Origin of the sequence: Conexibacter woesei DSM 14684 (assembly GCF_000025265.1) — a bacterium.
GTDB classification, from domain to species: domain Bacteria; phylum Actinomycetota; class Thermoleophilia; order Solirubrobacterales; family Solirubrobacteraceae; genus Conexibacter; species Conexibacter woesei.
Window position 1 is genome coordinate 1,273,148 of sequence record NC_013739.1, and the last position, 26,050, is coordinate 1,299,197.

General features: G+C 74.1%; 26 protein-coding genes and 1 riboswitch. Of the genes, 17 read left to right on the forward strand and 9 right to left on the reverse strand.

The window, feature by feature from the left end; genetic code table 11:
* Nucleotides 1-76: 76 nt before the first annotated feature.
* Together CWOE_RS06095 and CWOE_RS06100 are read left to right on the forward strand one after the other, a co-directional pair.
* The gene (locus CWOE_RS06095) at nucleotides 77-751 is read left to right on the forward strand and encodes a TetR/AcrR family transcriptional regulator (protein ID WP_012932696.1); all 675 of its coding nucleotides are present in this window, start codon (nucleotides 77-79) and stop codon (nucleotides 749-751) included.
* A gap of 25 nt (nucleotides 752-776) precedes the next feature.
* Complete coding sequence (locus CWOE_RS06100; protein WP_012932697.1) at nucleotides 777-2,177, forward strand: aminotransferase-like domain-containing protein; 1,401 nt, start codon at nucleotides 777-779, stop codon at nucleotides 2,175-2,177.
* Between the two features lie 51 nt (nucleotides 2,178-2,228).
* Here CWOE_RS06100 and CWOE_RS06105 read toward each other — a convergent pair whose 3' ends face one another.
* On the reverse strand, nucleotides 2,229-3,143 hold the full coding sequence (locus tag CWOE_RS06105; RefSeq protein ID WP_012932698.1) for a branched-chain amino acid transaminase: 915 nt from the start codon (nucleotides 3,141-3,143) through the stop codon (nucleotides 2,229-2,231).
* A 101-nt stretch (nucleotides 3,144-3,244) separates the two neighbouring features.
* Between CWOE_RS06105 and CWOE_RS06110 the strand changes: the two genes are divergently transcribed.
* From CWOE_RS06110 to CWOE_RS06125, 4 genes are all read left to right on the forward strand, one after another.
* Nucleotides 3,245-4,294 carry an LLM class flavin-dependent oxidoreductase gene (locus tag CWOE_RS06110; protein ID WP_012932699.1) on the forward strand — a complete coding sequence of 350 codons (1,050 nt, stop codon included), beginning with the start codon at nucleotides 3,245-3,247 and terminating at the stop codon, nucleotides 4,292-4,294.
* Nucleotides 4,291-5,757: a glucose-6-phosphate dehydrogenase gene (zwf, locus tag CWOE_RS06115; protein WP_012932700.1), complete on the forward strand. Its 1,467-nt coding sequence runs from the start codon at nucleotides 4,291-4,293 to the stop codon at nucleotides 5,755-5,757. Before CWOE_RS06110 ends, zwf begins: the two co-directional genes overlap by 4 nt.
* A gap of 208 nt (nucleotides 5,758-5,965) precedes the next feature.
* On the forward strand, nucleotides 5,966-6,646 hold the full coding sequence (locus CWOE_RS06120) for an HtaA domain-containing protein (RefSeq protein WP_012932701.1): 681 nt from the start codon (nucleotides 5,966-5,968) through the stop codon (nucleotides 6,644-6,646).
* 14 nt (nucleotides 6,647-6,660) lie between these two features.
* Entirely contained in the window at nucleotides 6,661-9,318 is a 2,658-nt protein-coding gene (locus tag CWOE_RS06125) for an HtaA domain-containing protein (RefSeq protein WP_012932702.1), read from the forward strand.
* A gap of 154 nt (nucleotides 9,319-9,472) precedes the next feature.
* On the opposite strand, the gene CWOE_RS06130 is transcribed toward CWOE_RS06125, so the two are convergent.
* Entirely contained in the window at nucleotides 9,473-10,081 is a 609-nt protein-coding gene (locus CWOE_RS06130; protein WP_012932703.1) for a hypothetical protein, read from the reverse strand.
* A 291-nt stretch (nucleotides 10,082-10,372) separates the two neighbouring features.
* Between CWOE_RS06130 and CWOE_RS06135 the strand changes: the two genes are divergently transcribed.
* The 4 genes from CWOE_RS06135 (at nucleotide 10,373) to CWOE_RS06150 (ending at nucleotide 13,429) form a co-directional block, all read left to right on the forward strand.
* Nucleotides 10,373-11,242, forward strand: coding sequence for an AraC family transcriptional regulator (locus CWOE_RS06135; RefSeq protein WP_012932704.1), 870 nt, complete (start codon nucleotides 10,373-10,375; stop codon nucleotides 11,240-11,242).
* A gap of 81 nt (nucleotides 11,243-11,323) precedes the next feature.
* Nucleotides 11,324-11,749 (forward strand): VOC family protein, encoded by a 426-nt coding sequence (locus tag CWOE_RS06140; RefSeq protein WP_012932705.1) that lies wholly within the window; start codon nucleotides 11,324-11,326, stop codon nucleotides 11,747-11,749.
* 26 nt (nucleotides 11,750-11,775) lie between these two features.
* Nucleotides 11,776-12,363 (forward strand): histidine phosphatase family protein, encoded by a 588-nt coding sequence (locus tag CWOE_RS06145; RefSeq protein WP_012932706.1) that lies wholly within the window; start codon nucleotides 11,776-11,778, stop codon nucleotides 12,361-12,363.
* A 61-nt stretch (nucleotides 12,364-12,424) separates the two neighbouring features.
* On the forward strand, nucleotides 12,425-13,429 hold the full coding sequence (locus CWOE_RS06150; protein ID WP_012932707.1) for a hypothetical protein: 1,005 nt from the start codon (nucleotides 12,425-12,427) through the stop codon (nucleotides 13,427-13,429).
* On the opposite strand, the gene CWOE_RS06155 is transcribed toward CWOE_RS06150, so the two are convergent.
* From CWOE_RS06155 to sugE, 4 genes are all read right to left on the reverse strand, one after another.
* The gene (locus CWOE_RS06155; RefSeq protein WP_012932708.1) at nucleotides 13,426-13,833 is read right to left on the reverse strand and encodes a cupin domain-containing protein; all 408 of its coding nucleotides are present in this window, start codon (nucleotides 13,831-13,833) and stop codon (nucleotides 13,426-13,428) included. The genes CWOE_RS06150 and CWOE_RS06155 overlap by 4 nt on opposite strands.
* A 55-nt stretch (nucleotides 13,834-13,888) precedes the next feature.
* A complete protein-coding gene (locus tag CWOE_RS06160; RefSeq protein WP_012932709.1) occupies nucleotides 13,889-14,599 on the reverse strand; it encodes a hypothetical protein in 711 nt (236 codons plus the stop codon).
* A gap of 95 nt (nucleotides 14,600-14,694) precedes the next feature.
* The gene (locus tag CWOE_RS06165; RefSeq protein WP_012932710.1) at nucleotides 14,695-15,126 is read right to left on the reverse strand and encodes a hypothetical protein; all 432 of its coding nucleotides are present in this window, start codon (nucleotides 15,124-15,126) and stop codon (nucleotides 14,695-14,697) included.
* 31 nt (nucleotides 15,127-15,157) lie between these two features.
* Nucleotides 15,158-15,478, reverse strand: a complete 321-nt coding sequence (sugE, locus tag CWOE_RS06170) for a quaternary ammonium compound efflux SMR transporter SugE (protein WP_012932711.1) — start codon at nucleotides 15,476-15,478, stop codon at nucleotides 15,158-15,160.
* Between the two features lie 37 nt (nucleotides 15,479-15,515).
* A riboswitch (guanidine-III (ykkC-III) riboswitch) is annotated at nucleotides 15,516-15,582 on the reverse strand.
* An 82-nt stretch (nucleotides 15,583-15,664) separates the two neighbouring features.
* On the opposite strand from sugE, the gene CWOE_RS06175 reads away from it, so the two are divergent.
* A complete protein-coding gene (locus tag CWOE_RS06175; RefSeq protein WP_012932712.1) occupies nucleotides 15,665-16,669 on the forward strand; it encodes a sensor histidine kinase in 1,005 nt (334 codons plus the stop codon).
* Entirely contained in the window at nucleotides 16,666-17,328 is a 663-nt protein-coding gene (locus tag CWOE_RS06180) for a response regulator (RefSeq protein ID WP_012932713.1), read from the forward strand. The genes CWOE_RS06175 and CWOE_RS06180 overlap by 4 nt, the downstream gene beginning before the upstream one ends.
* 12 nt (nucleotides 17,329-17,340) lie before the next feature.
* Here CWOE_RS06180 and CWOE_RS06185 read toward each other — a convergent pair whose 3' ends face one another.
* Nucleotides 17,341-18,174, reverse strand: coding sequence for a class I SAM-dependent methyltransferase (locus CWOE_RS06185; RefSeq protein WP_012932714.1), 834 nt, complete (start codon nucleotides 18,172-18,174; stop codon nucleotides 17,341-17,343).
* A 152-nt stretch (nucleotides 18,175-18,326) separates the two neighbouring features.
* On the opposite strand from CWOE_RS06185, the gene CWOE_RS06190 reads away from it, so the two are divergent.
* Together CWOE_RS06190 and CWOE_RS06195 are read left to right on the forward strand one after the other, a co-directional pair.
* Nucleotides 18,327-19,802, forward strand: coding sequence for an MFS transporter (locus CWOE_RS06190; RefSeq protein ID WP_012932715.1), 1,476 nt, complete (start codon nucleotides 18,327-18,329; stop codon nucleotides 19,800-19,802).
* On the forward strand, nucleotides 19,802-20,263 hold the full coding sequence (locus CWOE_RS06195) for a MarR family winged helix-turn-helix transcriptional regulator (RefSeq protein WP_012932716.1): 462 nt from the start codon (nucleotides 19,802-19,804) through the stop codon (nucleotides 20,261-20,263). The genes CWOE_RS06190 and CWOE_RS06195 overlap by 1 nt, the downstream gene beginning before the upstream one ends.
* Before the next feature lie 57 nt (nucleotides 20,264-20,320).
* Here CWOE_RS06195 and CWOE_RS06200 read toward each other — a convergent pair whose 3' ends face one another.
* Both CWOE_RS06200 and CWOE_RS06205 read right to left on the reverse strand, forming a co-directional pair.
* Nucleotides 20,321-20,578 carry a hypothetical protein gene (locus tag CWOE_RS06200; protein WP_012932717.1) on the reverse strand — a complete coding sequence of 86 codons (258 nt, stop codon included), beginning with the start codon at nucleotides 20,576-20,578 and terminating at the stop codon, nucleotides 20,321-20,323.
* Complete coding sequence (locus tag CWOE_RS06205) at nucleotides 20,578-21,510, reverse strand: universal stress protein (RefSeq protein ID WP_012932718.1); 933 nt, start codon at nucleotides 21,508-21,510, stop codon at nucleotides 20,578-20,580. Before CWOE_RS06205 ends, CWOE_RS06200 begins: the two co-directional genes overlap by 1 nt.
* Nucleotides 21,511-21,682: 172 nt before the next feature.
* On the opposite strand from CWOE_RS06205, the gene CWOE_RS06210 reads away from it, so the two are divergent.
* The 3 genes from CWOE_RS06210 to CWOE_RS06220 all read left to right on the forward strand — a co-directional run bounded on the left by CWOE_RS06210 (nucleotide 21,683) and on the right by CWOE_RS06220 (nucleotide 25,966).
* Nucleotides 21,683-23,407 (forward strand): Ig-like domain-containing protein, encoded by a 1,725-nt coding sequence (locus CWOE_RS06210; RefSeq protein WP_012932719.1) that lies wholly within the window; start codon nucleotides 21,683-21,685, stop codon nucleotides 23,405-23,407.
* Between the two features lie 16 nt (nucleotides 23,408-23,423).
* Nucleotides 23,424-24,839, forward strand: a complete 1,416-nt coding sequence (locus CWOE_RS06215; RefSeq protein WP_012932720.1) for an RNA polymerase sigma factor — start codon at nucleotides 23,424-23,426, stop codon at nucleotides 24,837-24,839.
* Nucleotides 24,840-24,934: 95 nt separating this feature from the next.
* Nucleotides 24,935-25,966: a hypothetical protein gene (locus CWOE_RS06220; protein ID WP_012932721.1), complete on the forward strand. Its 1,032-nt coding sequence runs from the start codon at nucleotides 24,935-24,937 to the stop codon at nucleotides 25,964-25,966.
* Nucleotides 25,967-26,050: the final 84 nt, after the last annotated feature.

Here is a 26,050-nt window from a genome sequence, read left to right on the forward strand (position 1 = left end):
GTGCCGGGAGCGGGGCGGGCGCGCTCCGCTCCCGCGAAAGCGACCCGAGACCGTGGTCCGTTTACACTGACGGGAAATGGACCGCGGTTCGCTTGATCACTCGCCCGCAGCCGCCGCCCCTTCGCAACCGCGGAGGGGCGGCGGCGTTTCGGCGGTCGAGCTGCCGGTCGTCGGCGCGGCTCCGCCTGAGCGGGCAGACGCTGCGCGCAACCGGCGCCGGATCGTCGCGGCGGCGGAGGCGCTGTTCGCTGAGCGCGGGGTCGGCGACGTGACGGTCGCGGAGGTCGCCGCGCGCGCGGGGGTCGGCAAGGCGACGGTCTTCCGCCGCTTCGGCGACAAGGCCGCGCTGCTCGACGCGCTCCTGGGCGAGCGCGAGCGGGAGCTGCAGGAGGCCGTCCTGCGCGGGCCGGCGCCGCTCGGGCCGGGCGCTCCGCCCCGCGAGCGCCTGCTCGCCTTCTTCGCGGCGCTCACCGACTTCTGCGAGCGCCATCGCCACGTCCTGCTCGCCTCCGAGACGGCGAGAGCGGGCGCGCGCTACACCACCGGTGCGTACGTCGCGTGGCACCAGCACGTTGCGGTGCTGCTCGCCGAGCTGCGACCCGAGCTCGACGCGGTGCTGCTCGCCGACCTGCTGCTCGCGCCCTTCTCCGCGGAGCTGCTGGCCCACCTGCGTGACGGGCGCGGGATCCCTCGCGAGCGGCTGGAGCGCACGCTCGCCGCGCTCGCGCAGAGCGTCGTCGCGGGAGCGTAGGGCGCGCCAAGGCGCGCGGTCTGCGATGTCCGACGTCACCCGCCTGACGGCCCAGCTCGGCGCCTGGCGCGAGCGCCACGGCTCGCTCGCCGAGCGGCTCGCCGCCGCGCTCGCCGCGGTGATCGAGCGGGGCGGGCTTGATGGCAGGCGCCTGCCGGCTGAGCGGCGGCTCGCCGAGGCGCTGGACGTGAGCCGTGCAACCGTCGTCCACGCCTACGCCGAGCTGCGCGAGCGGCGGCTCGTCGCCTCGCGCGAGCGGTCCGGCACCGTCGTGCGCTCGGTCGGCCGGCACGGACGCGCGCCCGGCACGCAGCTGCCGCAGCTCTCCCGTCTGCTCGCGCCCGACGCGCAGCGGATCGACCTCGCCGTCGCAGCGCCGCAGCTCGACGACCTCGTCGCGGGGATCCGCGTCGAGCTGGGCCACGCGGCCGGGCTCATGCAGCCCCACGGCTACGACCCGCAGGGGATCGGGGCGCTGCGCGAGGCGATCGCGCAGCGGCTCACGCATGACGGCCTCGCCGCGACCGCCGACGAGGTCCTGATCACCTCTGGCGCGCACGAGGCGCTCGCGCTGATCGCCGCCCTCTTCGTCGGGCGCGGCCAGCCGGTCGCGGTCGACGCGCCGACCTACCCCGGTGCGCTGGAGCTGTTCGAGCGCGCCGGCGGCAGACCCGTGACCGTCGCGGGCGACGCCGCCGGCATGCGACCCGACGCGCTCCAAGCGCTCCTCGCCAGAACCGTCGTCGCGCTGCTCTACCTGATGCCTGGCTGCCACTCCCCGACGGGCGCCTCGATCGCGCTCGGCCGCCGCCCGGCGCTGCTGCGCGTCGCCGCCGACCACGAGCTGCTCGTCGTCGAGGACGCCGCGCTCGACAAGCTGCGCTTCGACGGGCCGCTGCCGTCGCTGCCCTCGCTCGTACCCGAGCGCGTCCTGCGCGTCGGCTCGCTCGACAAGCTCGCCTGGGCGGGCCTGCGGATCGGTTGGATCTGCGGTCCGCGCGCGGCGATCGGGCGCCTGACGCGGCTGAAGGCCGCGCGTGACCTCGGCACCGGCGTGCTCGGCCAGCTCGCCGCGCTGCACCTGCTGCGCGACGTCGACACGCTGCGCCGCGCGCGCGTCGCGCAGGCTCAGGCGCGCATGCGCCATCTGCATGGCGAGCTGAGCCGGCGCCTGCCCGACTGGCGGATCGCGCAGCCCGAGGGCGGCTGGTCGCTGTGGGCCGAGCTGCCGCCCAGGGTGGGCGCGGACGGCGACGCGCTCGTCGCGGCGGCCGCGCGCCACGGCGTCGACGTCGCCGCCGGTCGCGCGCACGTCGCCGGCGGCCCGCGCGTCGACGCGGTCCGGATCGCCTACGCCGCGCCCGAGTCGCTGCTCACGCTCGGCGCCGCGCGCTTGCAGGCGGCCTGGGGGGAGCTGACGACGTGATGTGTGCGGCGCAGTGGGTCCCACAGACCCGTAACGCCGCGCACATGCCACTCAGAGCACGTCGAGCCAGTGGGCGAAGCGGGAGTCGCGGCCGTGGACAGCGTCGTCGTAGGCCTGCTGCACGGCCTGCGTCACCGGACCGCGCGCTCCGCTCCCGATCGGACGGCCGTCGACCTCGCGCACAGGGGTGATCTCCGCGGCGGTGCCGGTCATGAACAGCTCGTCGGCGAGGTACAGCTCGCCGCGCGTGAGCGGGCGCTCCGCGACCGGGATCGACAGCGCCGCAGCCAGCTCCAGCACGGCCAGCCGCGTGATCCCGCCGAGCGCGCCCGACGCGAGCGACGGCGTCAGCAGCGTGCCGTCGCGCACGAGGAACAGGTTCTCGCCCGACCCCTCGGCCAGCAGGCCGTCGTCGTCGAGCAGGATCGCCTCGTCGAAGCCCAGCTCCTCCGCCTCCACGCGCGCGAGCACCGAGTTGAGGTAGTGCGCCGTCGCCTTCGCGCCCGGAAGGTGGGTGCCGTGGCCGATTCGCCGCCAGGAGGAGACCTTCGCGCGGATCCCGCGCGTCATCGCGTCCTCGCCGAGGTAGGCGCCCCAGCCCCACGTGGCGATCGCGACCTCGACCGGCGAGCTGCGCGGCGAGACGCCCATCGCACCGGAGCCGCGGAACGCGATCGTGCGGACGTACGACTCGGACAGGCCGCACGTGCGCACGAGCGTCCGCGTCGCGTCGACCAGCTCGTCGACCGAGAACGGCAGCTCCATCCCGTAGAGCTTCGCCGAGTCGCGCAACCGCTCGTGGTGGGAGCGGTGGTGGACGAGCGCGGGACCGGACGGCGTCGCGTAGACGCGCAGCGAGTCGAATACGCCCGTGCCGTAGTGCAGCCCGTGCGTCAGCACGTGCACGTTCGCCTCGGCCCAGGGCACGAATCGCCCGCTCATCCAGATCTGCTCGGTCGGTTGCATGCGAGGACGCTACGCCTGTCGTCGCACGCGCGAACGGTCCAACGGCCCGATCCTGGATCGTGCCCTGCGGAAAAGTCCATGCACGTGCAACAATCGGACGCATGCGAATCAGCGTGCTCGACCAATCGCCGATCTCCGAGGGCTCGAACGGCACCGAGGCTCTGCACAACACGCTCGACCTCGCGCGCACCGCGGACCGCCTCGGCTTCCACCGCTACTGGGTCGCCGAGCACCACGGCGGGCCGATGCTCGCCGGTCCGAGCCCGGAGGTCCTGATCGGGCCGATCGCCTCGGCGACCGAGCGGATCCGCGTCGGCAGCGGCGGCGTGATGCTGCCGCACTACAGCCCGTTGAAGGTGGCGGAGAACTTCTCGATGCTCGCGGGCCTGTTCCCGAACCGGATCGACCTCGGGATCGGCCGCGCGCCCGGCACTGACGGCCACACGATGCTGGCGCTCCAGCGCGACCGCCGTCAGGCCGCGCCCGACGACTTCCCGCAGCAGCTCGCGGAGCTGCTCGGCTACTTCGAGGACGCGCTCCCGCACGGGCACCCGTTCGCCCGCTACGCGAAGTGGCTGCCCGGCCGCCCCGGCCGTCCGGAACCGTGGCTGCTCGGCTCATCCGCACAGAGCGCGCTGTGGGCCGCCGAGCTTGGCCTGCCGTACTCGTTCGCCGACTTCATCAACCCGCAGGGCGCCGAGATCGCCCGCGACTACCACGCTCGCTTCCAGCCGAGCCGCCGCCGCGAGAGCCCGGAGGTCAGCGTCGGCGTGTGGGCGATCGCGGCCGAGACCGACGAGGAGGCGCAGCTGCTGGCGACGAGCGCGCGGATGTCGATGACGCTGCTGCGGCAGGGCCGGCTGATCGAGATCCCACCGGTCGAGAAGGCCGTCCGCTTCCTCGAGTCGCAGGGCTCGCCGATCGAGGGCAGGCCGGCCGGGCGGCGCACGATCGTCGGGACGCCGGAGAGAGTGCGCGAGCAGATCGAGCAGGTCGGCGCGGAGTACGATGCGGACGAGGCGATCGTCGTCACGATCACCCATGACCACGACGCCCGCCGCCGCTCCTACGAGCTGATCGCGGAGGCGTTCGAGCTGGACGCAGGCGACACGGTTGCCGACGTCCCCGACCGGGCAAGCGCACTGAGATGAGCACGACCGTCGCACCCAGCCCAATCACCCGCCGGCTGCCGGCGCCCGACGACCACGTGATCGTCCTCTTCGGCGCGACCGGCGACCTCGCCAAGCGCAAGCTCTTCCCGGGCCTGTTCCACCTCTTCGCCGCCGGGCTGATGCCGGAGGAGTTCCGCATCATCGGCTCCGGCCGCCACTCGCCGGGCAGCGACGACGACTTCCGCGAGCAGGTGCGCGCGGCGCTCGCCGAGTTCGGCCGGCGCGAGGTGCGGGACGAGATATGGGAGGCGTTCTCCAGACGGCTCTCGTTCACGGTCTCCTCGGCCGACGACGGCGCCGAGCTGGCCGACGCGGTGCGTGAGGCGGAGGAGGAGGTCGGCTGCGGCACGCGGCGCCTGCTCTACCTGTCGGTGCCGCCGGGAGCGATGCAGCCGATGGTCCGGATGCTCGGCACGAGCGGGCTGGCGGCCGGCGCGCGGCTGATCCTGGAGAAGCCGTTCGGGACCGACCTCGCGAGCGCGCGTGAGCTGAACGCCGTGCTGGCGGAGGTCGTCGAAGAGGACCAGATCTTCCGCATCGACCACTTCCTCGGCAAGGAGGCGGCGCAGAACATCCTCGCGTTCCGCTTCGCCAACGGCCTCTTCGAGCCGGCCTGGAACCGCAACCACATCGCGTACGTCCAGATCGACGTGCCCGAGGCGCTGACGGTCGAGGGCCGCGCCGGCTTCTACGAGCAGACCGGCGCCTTCCGCGACATGGTCGTGACGCACCTCTTCCAGCTGCTCGGCTTCGTCGCGCTGGAGCCGCCCGTGAGGCTGACCGCGAAGGCGCTGCACGACGAGAAGGCGAAGGTGTTCGAGGCGATGCGGCCGCTCAGAGCCGAGCACGCCGTCTTCGGCCAGTACGAGGGCTACCGCGACGAGGCGGGCATCGACGGTGCCTCGCGCGTCGAGACGTTCGCGGCGCTCGCCGTCAGACTCGACACCTGGCGGTGGGAGGGCGTGCCGTTCCTGCTGCGCACCGGCAAGGCGCTGGCGGAGGGGCGGCGCTCGATCACGATCGGCTTCAAGGAGCCGCCGCTGCGGATGTTCGCCGACGACGGCGACTTCGCCCACTGCCAGCGGCCGAACGAGCTGATCTTCGAGCTGTCGGACACACCGCAGATCACCGTCGACGTGCGCGCGAAGGTGCCGGGGCCGACGATGGAGCTGGGTGCCGCGGCGCTGCGGCTCGACTTCGACGACACGTTCCCGCGCGGCAGCGGGCTGGAGGCGTACGAGCGGCTCGTGCTCGACGTGATGCGCGGCGACCACACGCTCTTCACGCGCTCGGACGAGATCGAGCGGCTGTGGGAGGTCAGCGATCCGCTGCTGCGCGATCCTCCTCCGCCGCAGCTCTATCCGCGCGGCTCGTGGGGCCCCGAGGCGGCGAACGCGCTCGCCGCGCCGCGCGGCTGGCGGCTCCAGCAGCGCCCCTGCTGAGCGCCCGGCGGGGACCGTACGCCTTCGCGGGGGATCGTTTCCCCGCATTCCCATCGGACGGTTGCGCGCCAACCGGTCTTAGGCTAGCCTAACTCGCGTTAGGGAGCCCTAATGAACCGGAGCCCGTCGGGGGCGAAGCGCGCGAAGCCAAGGAGGCGGCGCGTCGTTTCCGCACGGCCCAATTCACTCAACGATGGGGGCAGTTCAAATGCAGCGAGGGATTGGCGGCCGCACACGCGGCCTGCTGGCGATGGTCGTCGCGCTGATGGCGCTCGTGGCGCTGCCGGCGGTCGCATCGGCCGGAACGGCGACGAGCGGCTCAGGCGTGCAGTTCCAGCGCGAGTCGTTCATGAGATACATGTACGGCCTCGGCTTCGGCGGCACCGTCACGGGAACCGGGACCGGGACGTTCGCGAGAAACACGGCGGCGTACGACGACGACACGCTGACGTACACGTTCGACGGCACGAACACGACGTACAACATCACCAGAGGCGGCGGCAGCGGCACGCTCGCTCTGTCCGGCGGGATCAGCTACCAGATGCCGGCGCACTACATCGACGTGTCGGTCAGCGACCCGCGCGTGGCGATCACATCGACGACCGCGAGCGCGGCGGTCATCTCGGCCGTCGTCAGCTACGACCCGCTCGAGAGCGGGACGCAGATCAGAAACCCGACGACGCCGACGCGGATCGACGTCTTCCGCGTGAACCTCGGTTCCGCGGGCGTGTTCAGCGGGGGCGGCACGAGAACCCACACATGGACGAGAGCACCGGCGGTCCTCACGGCCGACGGCGCGAGAGCGTTCAACGGCGGCGGCAACGGCTCGTACAGCGACGGAAGCGCGTTCGGCTTCTGGACGCTGTCGGGCACGACCCCCGCGTTCTAGGCGGACGGCAGCCGATGCTCCGACGACTGCTGCTTGCGCGCGCCCGCCGGGGCACCGCGCTGCTGACCACCTCCACCGCCCTCGCGCTGCTCGTCAGCGCGGGGGCGGCGGACGCCTCCATCCCTTTCGACCTCGGCGCGTACGACGGCGCCGCACTGCGCTTCGGCGCTCCGTTCGGCGAAAGCGCGGGAGCCCGCGTCGCGGGCGACTGCGAGCTGTCCGGCGACGGCCGGCCCGACGTCGCGATCGCGGCGGCGGACGCGACCACGGGAGCGGGCGCCAACGCCGGCCGAGTCTACGTCGTGCCCGGCTCCGCCTCGCGCACGCCTGGCAGCTACGCGCTCTCCGGCAGCGGGACGCCGGCCGGCGCGATCGTGATCGAGGGCGCGGCCGCGGCCGACTTCGCCGGTGCCGAGCTCGCCTGTGCCGGCGACGTCAACGCCGACGGCAGTGATGACCTCGTGATCGCCGCTCCCGGTGCCGGCGACTTCGGCGCCGCGTACGTCGTGTTCGGCGGCGCGCAGCTCGCCGGCGCCGGAACGGTGGACCTCGCTGCGCTCGGCGCGCACGGCTTCGCGATCACCGGGCCGGCCGACACGCTCCTGGGGAGATCGGTCGCCGGCGTCGGCGACCTCGACGGCGACGGGTACGACGAGATAGCCGTCGGCGACGAATGGGGCGATGAGCACAGCAACACGTGGCCCGGCACCGTCTACGTCGTCGCGGGACGCAGAACGACGACGGCGGTCGATCTGACGCAGCCGGGCAGCACGCTGCTGCGGATCCACGGAGCCGCCGACAACGACAGACTCAACTTCGTCGCCCGCGCGGGCGACGTCAACAGAGACGGCACGCCGGACCTCGTCGTCGGCGCCGCCGAACACGACGGCCCGCACGGGGTCGACAGCGGCGCCGCCTACGTGATCGACGGCAGAGCGCGGGGGAACGTCGAGGTCGGCGGTTGGGCGACGCCGGGCTCCGGCGTGCTGTTCCCGATCTGGAGCCCTGCCGCGGCGAGACTCGACGGCACGCGGACGCTCTTCGGCTCCGATCTCGCGCCCGCGGGCGACGTCAACGGTGACGGGCGCGCGGACCTCGCGCTCGGGCTCACGGGAGCCTCGGCGAGCGGACCGGTGCGCGGTCGCGTCGCGATCGTCTACGGCAAGAGCGGCGACGATGCGGTCGACCTCGACGATCCCGGCGCGAGCGCTGCGCTGATCCGCGGGCTGCCGGCGAGCAGCGACGACGGCTTCGGGACGAGCGGCCTGGCATCGGCCGGCGACGTCAACGGCGACGGGCGCGGCGACCTCGTCGTCGGCGCGCCGGGGGTGGCGGCGCCGAGCGGCGAGAACGCCGGTGCGGCGTACCTCCTCTACGGCACGGCGAGCACCGCGACACGCGAGGTCGCGAACCTGACCTGTGAGGGCGGCGCGCGGCTCCACGGCGGCGCGCTCGGTGACGCGCTCGGCGTCTCGGCGGGCGCGGCCGGGAACGGCTTCACCTCGGCGAACGCGCCGACGCTGCTCGTCGGCGCCGGCAGAGGGTTCGTGCGCGCGATCCCGCTCACGGACCTGCCGAACGCGTGTGGGAGAGACAGAGGGAGAGATCCCGATCCGGAGCCGACCGCGCTCGACGTCGACTGGGGCTTCCGCGAGAACTTCCGCAGATACGTCTCCGACGGGTTCAACCCGGCGGCGCCGGCGGTGCCGATCTCCGCTGCGAACGGAGCGACGTGCGACGCGAACCCGGATCCCGTCAGAGGCGGCTGCGACCCGCTTCTGCGCGCGAGCAGAGGCGACCCGCTGCGGCAGCGGGCGCTGCGCTGGACATCGGTCGGCGCGAGCGCGACCGACGGAACGGATGCGACGGTCGGCGCGATCGGCCGAGTCACGTTCCGCTTCCCCGGTCACTTCTTCACGCTCAACCTCGAGGACCCGTGGTTCGTCGTCTCAGGGGGGCAGGTGACGGTGCGGGCGCGTGTCGACCTCGACGTCGCCGACGGCTTTGCGGGCGCGAGATCGGTCGATGTCCGCGTCAACCTCGGGACGTTCCCGCTTGGCGGCGCACCGGTCGTCAGACCGCAGTACGTCGTCTGGAGAACGCAGCCCGGGACCCTGACCGACGAGGCCGCCGTCGCGCTCGGCGGCTTCCTCGGCAGAGGCGCCGAGCTGGATCCGATCACGATCGCGATCCCGCGGTCGCTCGGGCCGCTGCCGGCGGAGCCGGGCGTCCCGGATCCGCCGAGACCCCCCTACGATCCGCCGCGAACACCCGATCAGCCGAGAACGCCGGTGAAGACCGGACCGCCGAAGACCGGGCCGAGAACGCCTGCGACGGTCACGGCCGGCAGACGCCGCGCGACCGTTCGCAGAGCGGGCCGCGTCACCGTCGCGACGATCCGCTGCGCCGCTGCCGCCGGAGCCGACTGCCGCGTGAGCGTTCCCGCGAGCGTGCGGCTGCGCGCCGGCAGAGCGCGCGTCGCGCTGCGCGTGACCGCGCCGAAGCGGATCGCGCGGGGGAAGCGCGCCGCCGTGCGGCTGACGCTGACGCGGGCGGCACTGCGCGCGCTCGCCGGCCGCAGGGCGACGGTGCGTCTGCCGATCGCGGTGCGCGCCGGCAGCAGACGCATGACGAAGACCGTGACGGTGGTGTTGAAGGTGCCGCGCGGCTAGGCCGGGCGGCGCGGGCAGGGCGGCGGGGCGATTGCCCCGCCCGCCTCGCTCATGCGCCGTGCCACAGCGCGTCGTGGCGCGCGTGCGCGTCGAGGTCGGCGCCCGGCTCGGCGTGCTCGTCGTGGAAGCCGAGGTCGACGTGGTGGGCTTGCGCCTAGGTGCCTGCGTACGCGGCGGGGACGGTCGCCGGAAAGCGGCCGTGGACGTCGTAGACGTGCTGGGCGATCAGCCCGGTCGCCTTGATCGCCCGCTCGGTCGCGCGCCCCGTGCCGCCGCTCACCGCGGTGTCGTCGCGCTTGCGCTCCACGAGCGTGCGCGTCGCCGCTTCGAGGTCATGGTGGCGGGGCGGCGTGAACGCCTCGAAGACGCCGAGCAGGCCGAAGGCGTCGATCCCGTCGAACGACCGGCCGCCGAGCCCGGCGACGGCGCCGGTGGACAGCTCGACCGAGACCTGTGCGAGCGCGTGCTGCTCGACGGAGCTGAGCGGGCGCGGGTTGTCGAGGTCGAGCAGGTCGGCGTAGTGCTCGATCCCTGCGATCGTCTCGCCGGAGATGTCGTCCTCGATCGCGTAGCCGTTCTGGACGAAGCACAAGATGGTCGCGAGCAGGTGCTGAGCGAGGCCGGCGACCGGGATCACCGGCGTCGTGCCGGGGTCGTTGACGACGGCGTCGTCGTGCGGCTCCGGCGACGGCGTCTGCTCGGGCATGTGGAGCCGCGCGTCGGACGGGTCGGCGGTCGGGATCAATGTCGTTTGCGTGGCCATCGCGGCGGTCCCTCCAAGTTGACTTGACTGCGGCAGTCGGTGGCCACAATCCTGTCAAAGTCGACCAATAATATCTAGTTTCAAGACATCGGACGCGTTCGACATCCAGGACGAGCCCACACGCGTCACGAGCGGGCCGGTCGACGTGTCCGTCTCCGCCTAGAGCGGGTAGGCCCGAAGACGAAGCGGGTCGCATGAGGAGCGACCCGCTCGGGCCGCGGCGCGTTTCCCTCGGCGCGCTGCGGCCCACTGTCTTCCTGTGCGACGGCGATCGGCGGTACGCTCGGGTGCATGACCGCACCGGCGATCCAGGTCGAGCGGCACGCATCCCTGCTCGGGCGCTGGGAGATGGCGTTCCGCGCGCCGTGGCCCGAACTGGCACCGATCGTGCAGCACTACGTCGGCTGGGACGAGACGACGCCGGGACCGTTGCGGCGCCGCGAGCTGCCGATCGGCGCGATCCCGGTGATAATCAGCTTCGGGCCGTCGTTCGAGCTGCTCGACCCGCACGACGAGGAGCACGGCCCGCGGCGGCGGCGCGTCTCGTTCGTCGCCGGGCTGCACGACGCCTTCTCCGTCGTCGAGCACCAGGGCGTCAGCCGCGGCGTCGAGATCTACTTCACGCCGCTCGGCGCGCGCCGCTTCTTCGGCCTGCCGCTCGGCGAGGTCGCGCAGCAGGTCGTCGAGCTGGAGGACGTGCTCGGCACGCGGATCGCCGCCGAGCTGGTGGAGCGGCTCGCGACCGCGCCCGGCTGGGCGGAGCGCTTCGCGCTGCTCGACGCGACGATCGTCGGGCGGCTGGCGGAGGCCGCCGAGCCGCCCGCCTCGGTCGCGTGGGCGTGGCGGCGCCTGACCGAGACCGACGGCCGGTTGCCGATCGCCGCGCTCGCGCAGGAGATCGGCTGCAGCCGGCGCCACCTCGTCGCGCAGATGCGCGAGCAGGTCGGCCTGCCGCCGAAGACGATCGCGCGCGTGCTGCGCTTCAACCGCGCCGTCGAGCTGCTGCAGCGCGACGACGGCGCGCGCTTCGCCGAGATCGCCGTCGACTGCGGCTACTACGACCAGGCGCACCTCAACCGCGACTTCCGCGCCTTCGCCGGTGACGCCCCGACCGCCTTCCTCGCCCGCCGCCTGCCCGGCAGCGCCGGCTACGCCGGCTGACGGTCGGGTCACGTTCGTCCAAGACCGCACGCGGGGGCGGGCGTAGCGTCGGCGATCGACACGATCCGAGAGGAGTCGCGAATGACGACGACCAAGACGAAGATGGCGACGCCGGCGATCGTCCCGGTGCTGAACTTCCGCGGCGGCGCGGCGACGATCGACTGGCTCTGCGACGCGTTCGGCTTCGAGCGCGCGATGGTGGTGCAGGGCGACGACGACTACGTCCACCACGCCGAGCTGACGCTCGGCGGCGCGATGGTGATGGGCGGCTCCGAGCGCGGCGAGCAGCGCAGCGAATACGCCAAGATCGCCCACCCGGCCGGGACGGCGATGCTCTACGTCGCGCTGGAGGAGGACCTGCGGGTCCACTGCGAGCGGGCGCGGCGGGCCGGCGCCGAGATCGTCATGGAGCTGGCCGACAAGGAGCACGGCAGCGACTACACGGCGCGCGACCCCGAGGGCAACCTGTGGACGTTCGGGCGCTACGTGCCCGAGGTCCCGGCCTGACCAGCGGCGCTCTATCCTGCCGTGCCGTGATCTACCTCGCGCGGCACGGCCGCACCCCGTACAACGATGAGGGCCGCTTCCAGGGCCAAGGCGACGTCTCGCTCGACGAGACCGGCCTGCGTCAGGCGGCCGAGCTGGCCGAGCGCGCCGCCGGCCACGACTTCGCGGTCCTGTGGGCGAGCCCGCTGAGACGCGCGCGCCAGACGGCCGAGGCGGTCGCGGCCCGCACCGGGCTGACGATCCAGTGGGACGAGCGGCTGATGGAGACCCACACCGGCGACTGGACCGACCGCAGCTTCGAGGAGATGCGCGCGGAGGACCCGGTCGGCTTTCAAGCGTGGCTGACCGGCGACCCGGCGTGGAAGTTCCCCGGCGGCGAGTCGTTCCAGGAGCAGGGCGACCGCGTGATGGCGGCGCTCGAGGAGATCGAGCAGGGGCCGCAGCCGGCGCTCGTCGTCTGCCACGGGATGGCGATCCGGCTCGCGCTGGCACGCCGCCGTGGCGAGCCCGGACCGGGCCCGAACGCCGTCGCCAACGGCGCCCTCGTCCCGCTCGAGGGCGGCGTCGACGACGCCGAGGAGCCGCCGAGCGCGACGCAGACCGCCGCGAGCTGAGCGCGGCGCCGGCCCGCCCACGGGAGGATCGGCGCGTCCACGCGCGAAGTGGGTGACGCCGATGGCCAGCTCGCTCGAGCAGCTCCAGCAGGAGACCGGACGATCGTTCGCCGCGCTGCTGCGTGCCCGCGAGCGGACGGCGGAGCGGATCGAGGAGCGGCGCGCGCGGCTCGGCGACCTCGCCGTCGACGCCAACGCGACGGTGGTGCTGATGGGCTCGTGGGGCCGGCGCGAGCTGACGCGCAGCTCCGACGACGACTACATGGTGCTCGTGCGCGGGGAGCGCGGACCGGCGCCGCCGCGGCCGACCGTCGGTGCCGTCGCGAGACGGTTCGCCGACGACCCGGCCGGCTACAGAGACCCCGGCCGCGAAGGGATCTTCGCCGACGTCGTGCACTCGGCCGACCTCGTCCAGAGAATCGGCCTCGACGACGACACCAACACGAACCTCACGCGCCGCATGCTGCTGATGCTGGAGTCGGTCGCGGCGTTCAACGCCGAGGTGCTCGAAGCGGCGCGCCGCGACGTGATCGACGACTACCTCAGCGACTCGGTCAAGGACTTCCGCCCGCCGCGCTTCCTGCTCAACGACCTCGTCCGCTATTGGCGCACGATCGGCGTCGACTTCGTCGCGAAGGACCGCAAGCGCTCCGGCGAGGGCTGGGGGCTGCGCAACGCGAAGCTGCGCACGTCGCGCAAGCTGCTGTTCGCGAGCGGGCTGCTGCCCGTGCTGCGCTGCCACGAGCTGACGGCCCCGCAGGTCCCCGGCTTCCTCGCTGCGCAGCTGGCGCTGCCGCCGACCGACCGTGTCGCCGACGCCTTCCTGCGCTACGACCAGCTCGTCGGCGGCGCCGCCGTGCTCGGCGCCTACGACCGCTTCCTGACGTTGCTCGGCGACGAGGACGTGCGCGCCGAGCTGCACGCGATCGACGGGCGCGCAGCCGCCGACGCGTCGCCGCGCTTCGGCGAGATCGCCCAGCTCGGCGGCGCGATCGACCGCGGCCTGCTGGGGCTGCTGTTCGGCGACGAGCTGCGTCAGGTCACGCAGGAGTACGCGATCTTCTAGGCCGCGCCGCCGCGGTCACCGTCGCCGTCGCGCGCGAGCCACTCCCTCAGGTCGGCCTCGAAGCCGCCGGGGAGGAAGACGTTGAGGACGCCGGCGCGGGCGTCGCCGCGGTTCTCGAAGTCATGGACGGTGCCGGCGGGCAGACGCAGGAACGAACCGGCCGCCGCGTCGACGTGCTCGTCGCCGACGAGGAAGGTCATCGTCCCCTCCAGCACGTAGAACAGCTCCTCGTTGTTCTCGTGGCTGTGCGGACCGGGCCCCGACCGGCCAGCGTCGAGCCACCACTCCGAGACGCAGTAGCGGTCGCCGGTCTCTGCGCCGTCGGCCTTGAAGAGCGCCTCCATCGGCCCCAGCGTGTACGCCCGTCCCTCACCGGGACCGAGCACGATCGGTCGTTCGGTCATGGCGAGGAGGCTACGCCCGGCACCAGTCGGGCGGCTTGGACGAATGCGACGTGCGTCAGCGCGGCGGCAGGGGCGCTTCGAGCACCCACGGGACGCCGGCGCAGCGCTCCAGCACCGGCATGAACGCCTCGGCGTCCTCGGGCCGCAGCGGGACGTGCAGGCCGCTCGGCTCGATCGAGCTGAGGTGGACCTCGGCGAGGCGGTCGGCGAAGGCGTCGAGCAGCTCGTGCGCGAGCCGCATCGAGGGGTCGAGCAGCTGCGCGTGCGCGACGTCGAAGCAGAAGCGCGCCACGGGCAGCGCGTCGAAGTACGGCTCGAGCTCGGAGGCGGTGCGCGCGTCCGGCTTGCGCGTGTCCATGTTCTCCAGCCGCAGGCGGCTGCCGAGCGTGGCGAACGGGGCCGCGTCGCCGAGCGTCTCCGGGTGCATGACGATCCCCGTGACGGTCTCGGGCAGCTCCGTCAGCAGAGCGACGAGCTGGTCCGGCGTGCCGTCCCAGCCCTTCGACGGCCCGTGCACGGAGACGTGGCGGAACGGCAGCTCGGGGATGTCGTCGAGGAACGCGACGAGGCCGGGCAGCTCCCGCGCGCTCAGCGCGGACAGCTCGACGACGTCGTCGGAGAGCACTTCGGCGGCCGCCGCCAGCCGCGGCCAGTCGCCGCGCGCGCCGACCATGTAGCCGGTCGAGACGCCGATCAGTCCCGCGTTGCTCGCGAGCAGCTCCTCGATCTCGCGGACGGTGGGGATCATCTCGGCGGGGGCCAGCATCGGGTGCCAACCCTAGCCGGCGGACACGACGGAACCGCGCCTCGCGGCGCGGTTCCCCCGCACGTTGCGACCTTTCGCAAGCGCCGTCTCGCGGCCTAGGAGACGCCCTCGCCGTCGGGGCAGACGTCAGCCGTCGGCTTGACCCCGAGCAGGTCCGCGACGACGCTGTTCGGCGCGATCCCGCAGCCGACCATCGAGCTGCCGAAGTCGACGACGACCCACTGGCGGGTGCCGGCCGGCTGCACGGCGATCGCGTAGCCGCCCTGGAGGGTGTCCGCATATCTCTTGCGCGGCGTGATCGTCGCCGTCGCCCAGCTTCTGCTGACGGTCGAGATCTTCGTCCCGGTGACGCGGTACTTCTTGTGCGCGACCGTGTCGATGCCGGCGACGGGAGAGCTGAAGATCGCTCTCGTCAGCGCCGCGGTCTCCTTCGGCGTCGCCGTGCGGGCGGCGTTGGCCGGCGCGGCGACGAGCGCCGCAGCGAGCAGCGTGGCTGCCGCGGCGGCCGTCCAGCGATGACGTGACAATGGTCCTCCGATCGTTGTGCCGGAGCGGACTCTAGTGCCCGCTCGACAGCTTCAGCCCGACGACGGAGGCGAGCAGCATCATCAGGAAGAAGATCCGCGCTGCGCCCGCCGGCTCGTGGAAGAGGATGATCCCGAGCACGGCGGCGCCGGCCGCGCCGATCCCGACGAAGATCGCGTACGCGGTGCCGATCGGCAGCGTCTTCGCCGCGAACGACAGCAGCGTCAGGCTGAGGATCATCGCGAGGACGGTCGGGATCGTCGGGGCGAGCTTCGTGAAGCCCTCGGTGTACTTCAGGCCGATCGCCCAGCCGACTTCGAGCAAGCCGGCGACGATGAGGAAGATCCAAGCCATGGTGTGCGCTCCTTGGGACGAAACGGGTCGGTCTGGGTGCGCGTCGTCTTGGCAGACCGGGTACGGCGCGTCTCGTCCGGGGTCGCACGTGATGGCGACCGGAATCCAAGCTATCACGCCCGGCCGGCCGCGGCCGTGATCTCGGCCACACCGTGCACGGGCCCGCCGGGGCATAGGCTTGTCGCGATGCCGCTGATCTGGCGCGTGCTCGGGACGAACGCGGCGGTGCTCGTCGTGGCGCTCGCCGTGCTCGTCTTCTCGCCGGCGACCGTCAGCTCCAGCCCGCGCGCGATGGAGGTCGTCGTGCTCGTCGCGGGCCTCGCCGGCATGCTCGCGCTCGACTACCTGCTGCTGCGGCGCGCGTTCGCGCCGCTGGAGCGACTGACCGACTTCGCACGCGGCGTCGACCCGCTGCGGCCCGGCGACCGCGCGCAGGCCGGCGAGGCGGTCGAGCCGCAGGTCGCCGACGCGACCCGCGCGGTCAACGAGATGATCGAGCGGCTGGAGACGGAGCGGCGCGACTCGGCACGCGACGCGCTCGCCGCGCAGGAGGCGGAGCGGATCCGGATCGCGCGTGAGCTGCACGACGAGGTCGGGCAGACGCTGACCGCGGTCGTCCTGCAGCTGGAGCGCTCGGCGCGCGAGCTGCGCGACGCGCCGGTGCAGCGCGCGCACGTCGAGGAGGCGCGCGAGCTGGCGCGGACCGCCGCCGAGGAGGTGCGCGAGATCGCGCGGCGACTGCGCCCGGAGGCGCTCGACGACCTCGGGATCGCGAGCGCGCTCGTCTCGCTCGCGACGCAGAGCGCTCGCCACGCCGGCGTCCGCGTCGCGCACGAGATCGACCCGCAGCTGCCGCCGCTCGACGACGACGCCGAGCTGGTCGTCTACCGCGTCGCGCAGGAGGCGCTGACGAACGTCGCGCGACATTCCGGCGCCGACGCCGCGCGGCTGCGGCTCGCGCCCGCGCCGCCGGCCTCGCCGGGCGGGCCGCCGAGCGAGGTCGTGCTGACCGTCTCCGACCGCGGTCGCGGCTTCGACCCGGCGGCGCTCGCGGGCGGCGGCGAGCGCGGGATCCGCGGCATGCGCGAGCGCGCGGTGCTGGCGGCCGGGCGGCTGGAGCTGGAGAGCGCGCCGGGCGAGGGGACGACGGTGCGGCTGACGGTCCCGGTCGCCCGGGGGCCGCGCGCGTGAGCCCGACGCCGCTCGTCACCCGCGTCCTGCTCGCCGACGATCACACGGTCGTCCGCAACGGGCTGCGGCTCGTGCTCGACGGCGAGCCCGACCTGCGCGTCGTGGCGGAGGCGTCCGACGGCGCGGAGGCGGTCGAGCGGGCGCTCGCGGGTGACGTCGACCTCGCGATCCTCGACGTCGCGATGCCGCGGCTGACTGGCCTGCAGGCGGCCGCCGAGCTGAGCAGACGCGCGCCCGACCTGAGGATCCTGATGCTGTCGATGCACGACAACGAGCAGTACCTGTTCGAGGCGCTGAAGGCGGGCGCGTCGGGCTACGTGCTCAAGACGGCGGCCGACAGGGACCTCGTCGAGGCGGCCCGCGCGGCGATGCGCGGCGAGTCGTTCCTCTACCCGGCCGCGATCACCGCGCTCGTGCGCGACTACCTGGAGCGCGCGAGCGCGGGCGAGGACGTTCCGGAGGATCCGCTCACGCCGCGCGAGCGCGAGGTGCTGAAGCTGATCGCCGAGGCGCACACGAACGACCAGATCGCGCTCGAGCTGCAGATCGCGAGACGGACCGTCGAGCGCCACCGCGCGAACATCCTCGCGAAGCTGCACATGCGCGACCGCGTCGAGCTGACGCGCTACGCGATCCGCCGCGGGCTCGTGCAGCCGTAGGCGGACCGCGGCTCAGGCCGGCTTGCGCGCCGCGAGCGAGAACATCATCGGCAGCTCCTTGCCCGTGGGCGGGTGGAAGCGGCGCTGCTCGTCGCCGGTCATGTCGGGGAACGGCTGCCAGCCGTTGCAGTGCCGGTGCTCGTCGAAGTGCTCGATCAGCAGGCCGGCGCCGAGCGCCGCCGACAGCACGTCGCCGAGCGAGTGCTGGAACTCGACGCACACGTCCGGGTTGGTCCAGCTGCGCGACGCGGCGTCGCCGGCCGTGTAGCCGACGTAATCCTCGATGCCCTCCTGCCACGTCTGCCCGCCGGGCCGGCCGAAGTACGGGTGGTCGAGCTTCCAGCCCTCTTCGAGCGTGCTGACGAGCGGGTGGAACTCGACCACGACGAGCCGCCCGCCGGGCGCGAGCACGCCGGCAGCGCCGCGCATCCACGCGGGCAGGTCGGAGATCCAGCAGAGCGCGCCGTAGGAGGCGAAGACGACGTCGAAGCGCTCGCCGCGCGCGGCCGCGGCCGGCAGCCAGTCGAGCACATCTGCGCGCTCGAAGCGGGCGGCGATGCCGCCGTCCTCGCTCAGCCTGCGCGCGGCCTCGACGGCGACGTCGGAGATGTCGACGCCGAGCGCGTCGGCGCCGAGCGCGGCGATCCCGAGCGTGTCGGTGCCGTCGTTGCACTGGAGGTGGACGACGCGCTTGCCGCGCACGTCGCCGAGCAGTTCGACCTCCTCGGGGAAGAGGTTCGACTCGCCGTCGCGCAGGCGTGCGGCGAGGTCCCTCTTGTGCGTGAGGTGGCGGCTGGTCGCCGTGTTCCACGACGCGCGGTTGAGCTCGTGCTGCTGGTCGGGCATGCGGTCGAGTCTAGGAGCGCGAACGTGCCCGCGCCAGCGCCGTTGCGTGCGCTCCCTCACACCGGAGCATTTGCGTAGCTTGCTAATACTTAGGTACCTACACTTCTCCGCTCGCGTCCCGATCGAGCCCCCGAGCCCCCGGAGCCCGTCCCGTGCCAGACCCCGCCGCCGCCCGCCGACATCCCACCGCCACGCTCGCCGTCCTCGCGATCGGCGTGCTCGCCTACGCGCTGTCGCAGACGATGGTCGCCCCCGCGATGCCCGAGATCCAGCACTCGCTCGGGATCACGACCGCGTCGGTCGCGTGGGCGCTGACCGCCTACCTCGTCGCCGCGTCGGTGATGACGGCGGTGCTCGGCCGCCTCGGCGACATGTTCGGCAAGAAGCGCGTGCTCGTCGGCACGCTCGTCGCGTTCGGCGTCGGCTCCGCGATCTGCGCGATCGCCGACTCGATCGGCGTGCTGATCGCCGGCCGCGTCGTGCAGGGCGCCGCCGGCGGCCTCTTCCCGCTCGCCTACGGGATCGTCCGCGACGAGTTCCCGCGCGAGCGCGTTCCCGCCGGCATCGGGATCATCTCCTCGATCATGGGCATCGGCGCCGGCCTCGGCCTCGTGATCGGCGGCCTGCTCGTCGACCACGCCAGCTGGCATTGGATCTTCTGGCTCGGCCTCGCGCTGACGGTGATCGCGATCGTCGCGACCGAGCTGCTGGTGCCCGAGTCGCCGGTCCGGACGCCCGGCAGGATCGACTGGGGCGGCGCCGCGCTGCTGTCGGTCGGCCTGTCCGCACCGCTGATCGGCATCAGCCAGGGCAGCGGGTGGGGCTGGGGCGACCCGAGAACGCTCGGCCTGATCGTCGTCGGCCTGCTCGTGCTCGTCGCGTTCGGCGCCTACGAGCGGCGGCAGAAGGAGCCGCTCGTGAACATGACGACGCTGGCGCTCAAGCCCGTCCTGCTGACGAACGTCGCGACGCTGTTCATCGGCTTCGCGATGTTCGCCGGCTTCGTGCTCGTCCCGCAGCTCGTGCAGCTCCCGCAGTCGACCGGCTTCGGCCTCGGCGTGACCGCGACGGTCGCCGGTCTGCTGATGCTGCCCTCGACCGTCGCGACGCTGCTCGCCGCCCCGATCTCCGGCCGGATCGGCGCCAAGCGCGGCTCGAAGGGGCCGCTCGTCGTCGGTGCCGCCATCACCAGCGCGGCGCTCTTCCTCTACGCCGTCAGCCACGGCTCGACCGTGCTGCTGCTCGTCTGGGCCGCGCTCCAGGGCACCGGCATCGGCCTCGCGTTCGCCGCGATGCCGAACCTGATCATCGAGGTCGTCCCGCAGACGCAGACGGGCGAGGCGACTGCGGTCAACTCGCTGCTGCGCAACGTCGGCGCATCGATCGGCTCGCAGATCGCCGGCACGGTGCTCGCCGGCCACGTGCTCGCGTCGACCGGTGCGCCGAGCGACAGCGGCTTCGGGATCGCGTTCGCGATCGCCGGCGTCGCCGCGCTCGCGGCGGTCGCGGTCGGCGTGCTGATCCCGCGCGTCAGACGTGCCGGCACGGGCGGCGTCCCGGCCGACGTCGCGCCCGCGGTCAGCCGAACCGGTGCGCGCGACCGCTCGCTCGCGCGTGTGGAGGCGTGATGGCGGTCGCGCCCGGCAGCTCCATCCCCGCCGCCGTCGGCGAGCACGAGGAGTTCCTCGAGGCGTGGCGTCACTTCAGCCGCGCGACGCAGCGCGCGAAGGGCCGCCGCTGCGACGCCGGCGAGCTGTCGCTTACGCAGGCGATGCTGCTGAGCGGCCTGCTCGACGGCGGCGCGATGACGGTCGGCGCGCTCGCCGACCGCGCCGAGGTCGCCAAGCCGACCGCGACGCGGATGCTCGACGGGCTCGAGCGCGCCGGCTACGTCGAGCGGCGCCAGAGCGGGGAGGACCGCCGCGTCGTGCTCGTCACGCTGACCGACCGCGGCGACCGCGCGCTGCAGACGCGCTGGGCGTCGTTCCGCGAAGGGCTGGAGCGCGCGAGCGCCGCGCTGACGCCGCGCGAGCGCGACGAGGCGACCGCGCTGCTCAAGCGGCTCGCCGACCTGCTCGACGAGGTCTGAGCGAGCGCCGCCGGCGCGCGCCGCCCGTCGCCGGTCCGCGCTGCTCGCCGCTGCCGCTCAGCCGCGCCGCTGCTCGTCCGGCCAGTGGCCGTGCTCGTCGTAGTAGCGCCGCTGCGCGGCCTCGCGGTCGCGGTCTCTGTCGCCCTCGACGCCCATCCGGTAGAGGAAGTTCAGCAGCAGGACAGAGAGGCCGGCGCCTATCAGCGCGGCCGCGCCCTCCCAGTTGCCGCTCGGGTCGATCACGATGAAGACGAGCCCGACGAGGCAGATGATCGCCGGCAGCGCGTAGCGCGTCGCCCAGATCACCTGGCGCATCAGGACGACGCGCCTTCGCCGCTGCCGCGCGGCACGATCACGACGGGGCAGGCGGCCTCGCGCAGCAGCGTCGTGGAGACCGAGCCCATCAGCACGCGGCGGAACGGCCCCTTGCCGCCCGAGCCGGTGAACAGCAGGTCGTCGTGCTCGGAGTCCTCCAGCAGCACGTTCGCCGGGTCGCCGTCGAGCACGGCGGCGTCGACGGCGAGGCCGTCGAGCTTGGCGACGGCGGCGTCGAGCCGCTCGCGCGCCGAGGTGCGCGCGAGGTCGGCGATCTCGGCGTAGGCGCCGGGGTCGAGCGGCGGGTAGAGGCCGACCGCGCCGTTGACGGCGGTCACGACGCGCAGCCGGCCGCCCGCGAGGCGCGCGAAGTCGGCGGCCGCGGCGAGGGCGTTCGCGGCCTCCGGCGAGTCGTCGAAGGCGACGGCGATCTGCAGCGGCGCGCCGGGGCCGGCGAGCGGCGTCGCGCGCGCGTGCGCCGCGGCGTAGCCCTCGGGCGCGACGGCGACCGGGCACGGCGAGCCGTCGAGCACGCGCTCCGGGGTGCTGCCGGTCAGCAGGCGCACGGCCGCGCCGTGGTGGGTCGCGCCGACGACGATCGCCGCCGCGGTGCGCTCCTCCGCCAGCTCGTGCAGGACGCGCGACGGCGCGGCGCCCGCGATCGCGTGGAACTCGACCTCGAGCGGCGGCGTCGCCGGGTCCTCGCCCGCGGCGGCGACCTCGGCACGTGCCTTCTCCAGCACCGCCTCGGCGTCCTCGCGCACCGAGCGGCCGATGTCGGCGGCGGCGCCGCTCTCGCCGAGCGGGTCCTCCGGGTAGGCGCACGCGACCACGAGGCGGGAGCGCGTCGTGAGTGCGAGGAGCCGTCCGAGCGCGAGCGCGTCAGATGCGTGGTTGCGGCCGTCGAAGCCGACGATGATCGTGCTGGTCATGACGGGTTCCTCGTTCGGGTTGCTGCTGTCAACCATACGCGCGAACGTGCCTTTCGAGTGTGCTCGGCACCACTGCACCGGAACCTCGTGGTAACGACGACGGACCGCGCCGTCTACGACTTTCTGATGATATGTCGGAAAGGACCGGCATAACGTGGGAGGCTGCTCGAACATGCGATCGACGAACGCAGAGGCGCATCGACGCCGGCTCGGGCTGCTGCTCGCGATCGGCGTCGTCGCGGCGCTCGCGCTGCCCGCGGTCGCGCAGGCGGCGGGCTCCTACACCGTCTGGACGTGTCGAGGCCCCGAGGGGCAGCCGTTGTCCGCGACCGCGTGGCAGAGCGCGGGCAGCCCGATAGCGACGATGACCGACACGTGCGCGAGCGGCGGCGAGCTGAGCGTCGTCGTCCCCGCCGGCAGATCCGGCACCTACCTCGACGACGCCGGCGCCCGCTTCCAGGCGATGGGCGGCAGCGCGATCATCGGCTACCGCCTCTGGCGCTCGACGACGACGGCCGGATCGGGCGGCGGTCAGGCCGGCTTCTACACCGACGTGCTGGAGGACGACTTCGGCTTCTTCAGCACCTCCGTCGACCCGTGCCGCAACACGTCCGGCTGCTTCGCGCTCGGCGACCCCTCCGACCCGCTCGGCGCCGGGAGCAACCTCGTCGAGAGAAGCGGCGTCTCCCTGCGCAGCGTCAGCGTCGCCGCAGGCTGCAGCGCGCCGATCTCCGGCGGCTTCACCTGCGCCGACACCGGCGGCCTCAACGCCGCCTTCCACCTCTACCGCGCGGCGGTAGAGATCGCCGACGCGAGCCCGCCGGCGCTCGTCGGCTCGCCGTCCGGCCCGCTGCTCGGCGGCGCGGCCGTCGGCGGCCTCCAGACGGTCACGATCGACGCCGCCGACGCCGGCGGCGGGGTCGCCGTCGCGCAGGCGCGCGTCGACGGCGCGCTCGTCGCCGAGCGCGAGGCGGGCGGCGACTGCCGCGCGCCGTACACGCGGCCGGCACCCTGCTCAGCGAGCGCGACGCTCGCGCTGGCGATCGACACGACCGCGCTGAGCGACGGCGAGCACCAGCTGGAGCTGACCGTGCTCGACGCCGCCGGCAACGCCGTCACGACGCCGAGCACGACCGTTCGCGTCGACAACACGCCGGAGCCGCCCCCACCGCCCCCGCCGCCGGTGACCGTGACGACGCCCGCGCCGCCGCCGCAGACCGTCACGACCCCGGCGCCGCCGCCGGTCGTCGTCGTGAGAGACCCGCCGCCGCCCGCCGGCCGCGGCGACTACCGCATCACGCTCGACCGGCGCCGCGTCGCTGCCGGCGCCGCGACCGCGCTGCGCGGGCGCGTGACCGAGCGCGACGGCGGCGCCGTCGCGGGCGCGTCGCTCGTCGTCGAGCGGCGGCTGTACGGCCCGTTCGGCGGCGACTGGGAGGAGCTGCGCACGCTCACGGCCGACGCGACGGGCCGCTTCCGCCTGCCGGTGCCCGAGCAGGCGCAGCAGCTGCGCGTCCGGCTGGAGCCCGCGCGCGCGGCCAGCACCGCGTTCGTCTCGCCGGCGGTCGACGTCGTCTCGCGGCTGGGGCTGCGCGCCGCGGCGCGTCCCGGCACGCTGCGCAACGGCGGCACCGTCCAGGTCACGGGGCAGCTGCGCAACGCCGGTCCCTCGGCGCGCGGCAAGGAGGTGCTGGTGCAGGCGATCGTCGGCGGTCACTGGGACACGATCGACCGCGTCATCGCCGACAGACGGGGCGCGTTCAGCTGGCGCTACCAGTTCCAGCGCACGAGAACCGAGGCGCTCTACTCGTTCCGCGTCGTCGTCGCCGCCGACCAGGCCCGCTGGCCATGGCCGACGCTGACGTCGTCGAGACTGCGGGTGCGCGTCAAGCCATGAGCCGCGAGGTCGAGCCGTGAGCGTCGGGGGGAGCGCGCGCCGGTCGGCCGATGCGACGCTCACGCGCGACTACGAGCGGCTGCGCGGCGAGGTGCTGCGGTCGCTCACCGCGAAGCTCGCCGGTCAGCGCCTGACGCTCGACCCACTCGACCTCGACGCCGTCTACAACCAGGCGTGGCACGCGCTGTACGAGCGGCTCGCGGCGGGCGCGGAGGTCGAGAACCTGACCGGCTTCCTCGTCACCGTCGCCTACCGGCGCGCGATCGAGGAGGTGCGGCGCACGCGGCCCTCCCAGCACGCCGGCGAGGTCGACCCGGAGGTGCTGGCGGCGGACGTCGACTTCGCCGAGCAGATCGACGACGTGACGACGCTGCGGCACGTGCTGGAGGGGATGCGCGACCGGCTCGACGAGCGCGAGCGCAAGGCCGCGGCGCTGTGCCTGATCCACGGCTACACCCGCCCGGAGGCGGCCGAGGCGCTGGGCGAGTCGCCGAAGCGGATGGAGAAGGTGATGGACGGCGTCACGCGCAAGCTGGCGGCGATCACCGGCGAGGTCAGAGACGACTGGTGCCGCAGCCGCAGATCGCTCATCACCGCCTACTCGCTCGGGCTGCTGGACGAGGACGGCGAGCGCTACCGGATGGCCGTCGAGCACCTCGACGACTGCTCCGCCTGCCGCCGCTTCGTCATGGTCAGCCGCGGTCTCGCGGGTGCGCTGCCGCCCGTCGAGCTGCCGCTGCTGCTCGGCGGCGGCGCGCTGCTCGTCGGCGGTGCCGCTGTGGCCGGGGGTGGCGGTGCGGCGAGCGGCGGCGGTTCGGCGAGCGGCGGTGCGGGCGGCGCGGCGACGAGCGGCGCGGGTGGCGCCGGCGCGGCCGGCAGCGGCGCGGGCGGTGCCGGTGCGGCGACGGCCGGAGCCGGGCGGCGGCTGCGGCGGCCGTCACGCACGCAGGCGGTCGCGGGCGGTGCGGCGGCGGCGCTCGTCCTCACGCTGCTGGCGCTCGCCGCCGCCGGCGTCTTCGGCGGCGGATCCGACGACGAGCCTGCCCGCGAGACGCCGGCCGCGGCGAACGGCGGCGGAGCGGGCGCAGCCGGCTCCGGCGGGTCGGCCGCGAGCGCGAACGCCGCCAGCGACAGAGCGGCGAAGGCGGCGGCGAGAGCCGCGAGTGACGCGGCCGCGAGCGCGCGCCGGCAGCAGCGCGCCGCCCGCGCCGCACGCGAGGCCGCGGCGGCGACGCCGCAGCCGGCCGCCGCGACGCCCGCCCCCGCCGCCGAGCAGCCTGCCCCGGAATCCGCGCCCGCGCCTGCCCCTGAGCCGGCGCCCGCCCCGGAGCCCGCACCAGCTCCAGCTCCCGCGCCGGAGCCGGAGCCCGCGCCGCCGACCCAGCCCGAGGTCGTCACCGACGGCGCGCAGGAGTTCGGCCCGGAGCGCTGACGTCGTGGGCCGACCGGCCCGGTAGGCGAGCGCTTGCGCGCCAGCTCCGAGATCCGGCGGGGGGACGCCGGCGCCGGCGTGCGACGGGAGGGTGCATGTTCGACCCGGACCGTCCCGACTCCCCGCTGCTGCATGCGTGGCGCGACGACGTCAGTGCGCTGCTCTACGCCGTCGTCGCGGCGGACGTTCCCGACCCTGATCCCGCCGCGCTCGTCTCGGCCGGCGGCTGCCTGCGCTACCTCGGCGACGTCGTCGACGTCGCCTTCAACGGCGAGGAGGAGGCGCGCGTCGCCCTGATCGCGCGGCTGCTCGCGCTCGCCAGCGCGACCGTCGAACTGCGCTATCCCGACCTCGACCCGACCACCCCGCAGCGGCGGCTCGAACGGATGCTGCGGCGCTGGGAGCACGAGCGCCGGCGCGGCGCCGGCCGCCCGCGGCCGCGCGCGCAGGAGCTGGAGACGCGCGTCGCGATGCTCGGGAGCGCGCACGCGCCGGTCGCGCTGATCGGCGTCGACGTCGTCGCGATGGCGATCGCCGAGCTGGTCGCCGTGCACGTCCTGGCAGGCACGACGAGCGTCGAGGAGGGGATGCGCTGCGTCGGCGAGACGGAGCCGCTCGTCGACGCCGCCGCCGCGCTGCTGTCGGCGCCGCGGGACGAGCGGGCGGCCGGCGTCTACGAGCATGCCGGCGCGACGCTCGCGCACGTCGACCACGCGGCGTGGCAGGTGGAGCAGCTCAACCGCGACAGCGGCGGCCGCGAGGACGCGCTGTGGGCGCGTGCGCTGTGGCTGGAGATCGCCGCCGCGCTCGTGTTCGGCCTCGACGCCTACGAGCGCCGCCGCGACCACGGCGAGCGCTGGCGCGAGGTGCAGGAGCTGGCGGTCGAGAAGATGACGCTCGGGCGGCTGCGCGCCGCGCCGCGCGCATACGACCTCCACGACGCGCTCGACCTCGTGCGCTCCTCCTCGCTCGCGTTCGTCGGCGCGTGGCTCGACGAGGCCAACGGCGAGTCCGACCAGGCGACCGCGCCGCTCGTCGCCGAGCGGCTGCTCGACGGCGCCGCGCGCGCGGTCCTGGCCGCATGGGCGATCGGCCGGCGGCTCGACGAGGAGAGCGGCGCGCAGTGACGGCGAGCGCCCGCACGCCTCCTACGAAGGTCGCAGACGTCTCGCGCCGGTCGGCAGGTCTGCGGACGGTCCGCGGCGACTATG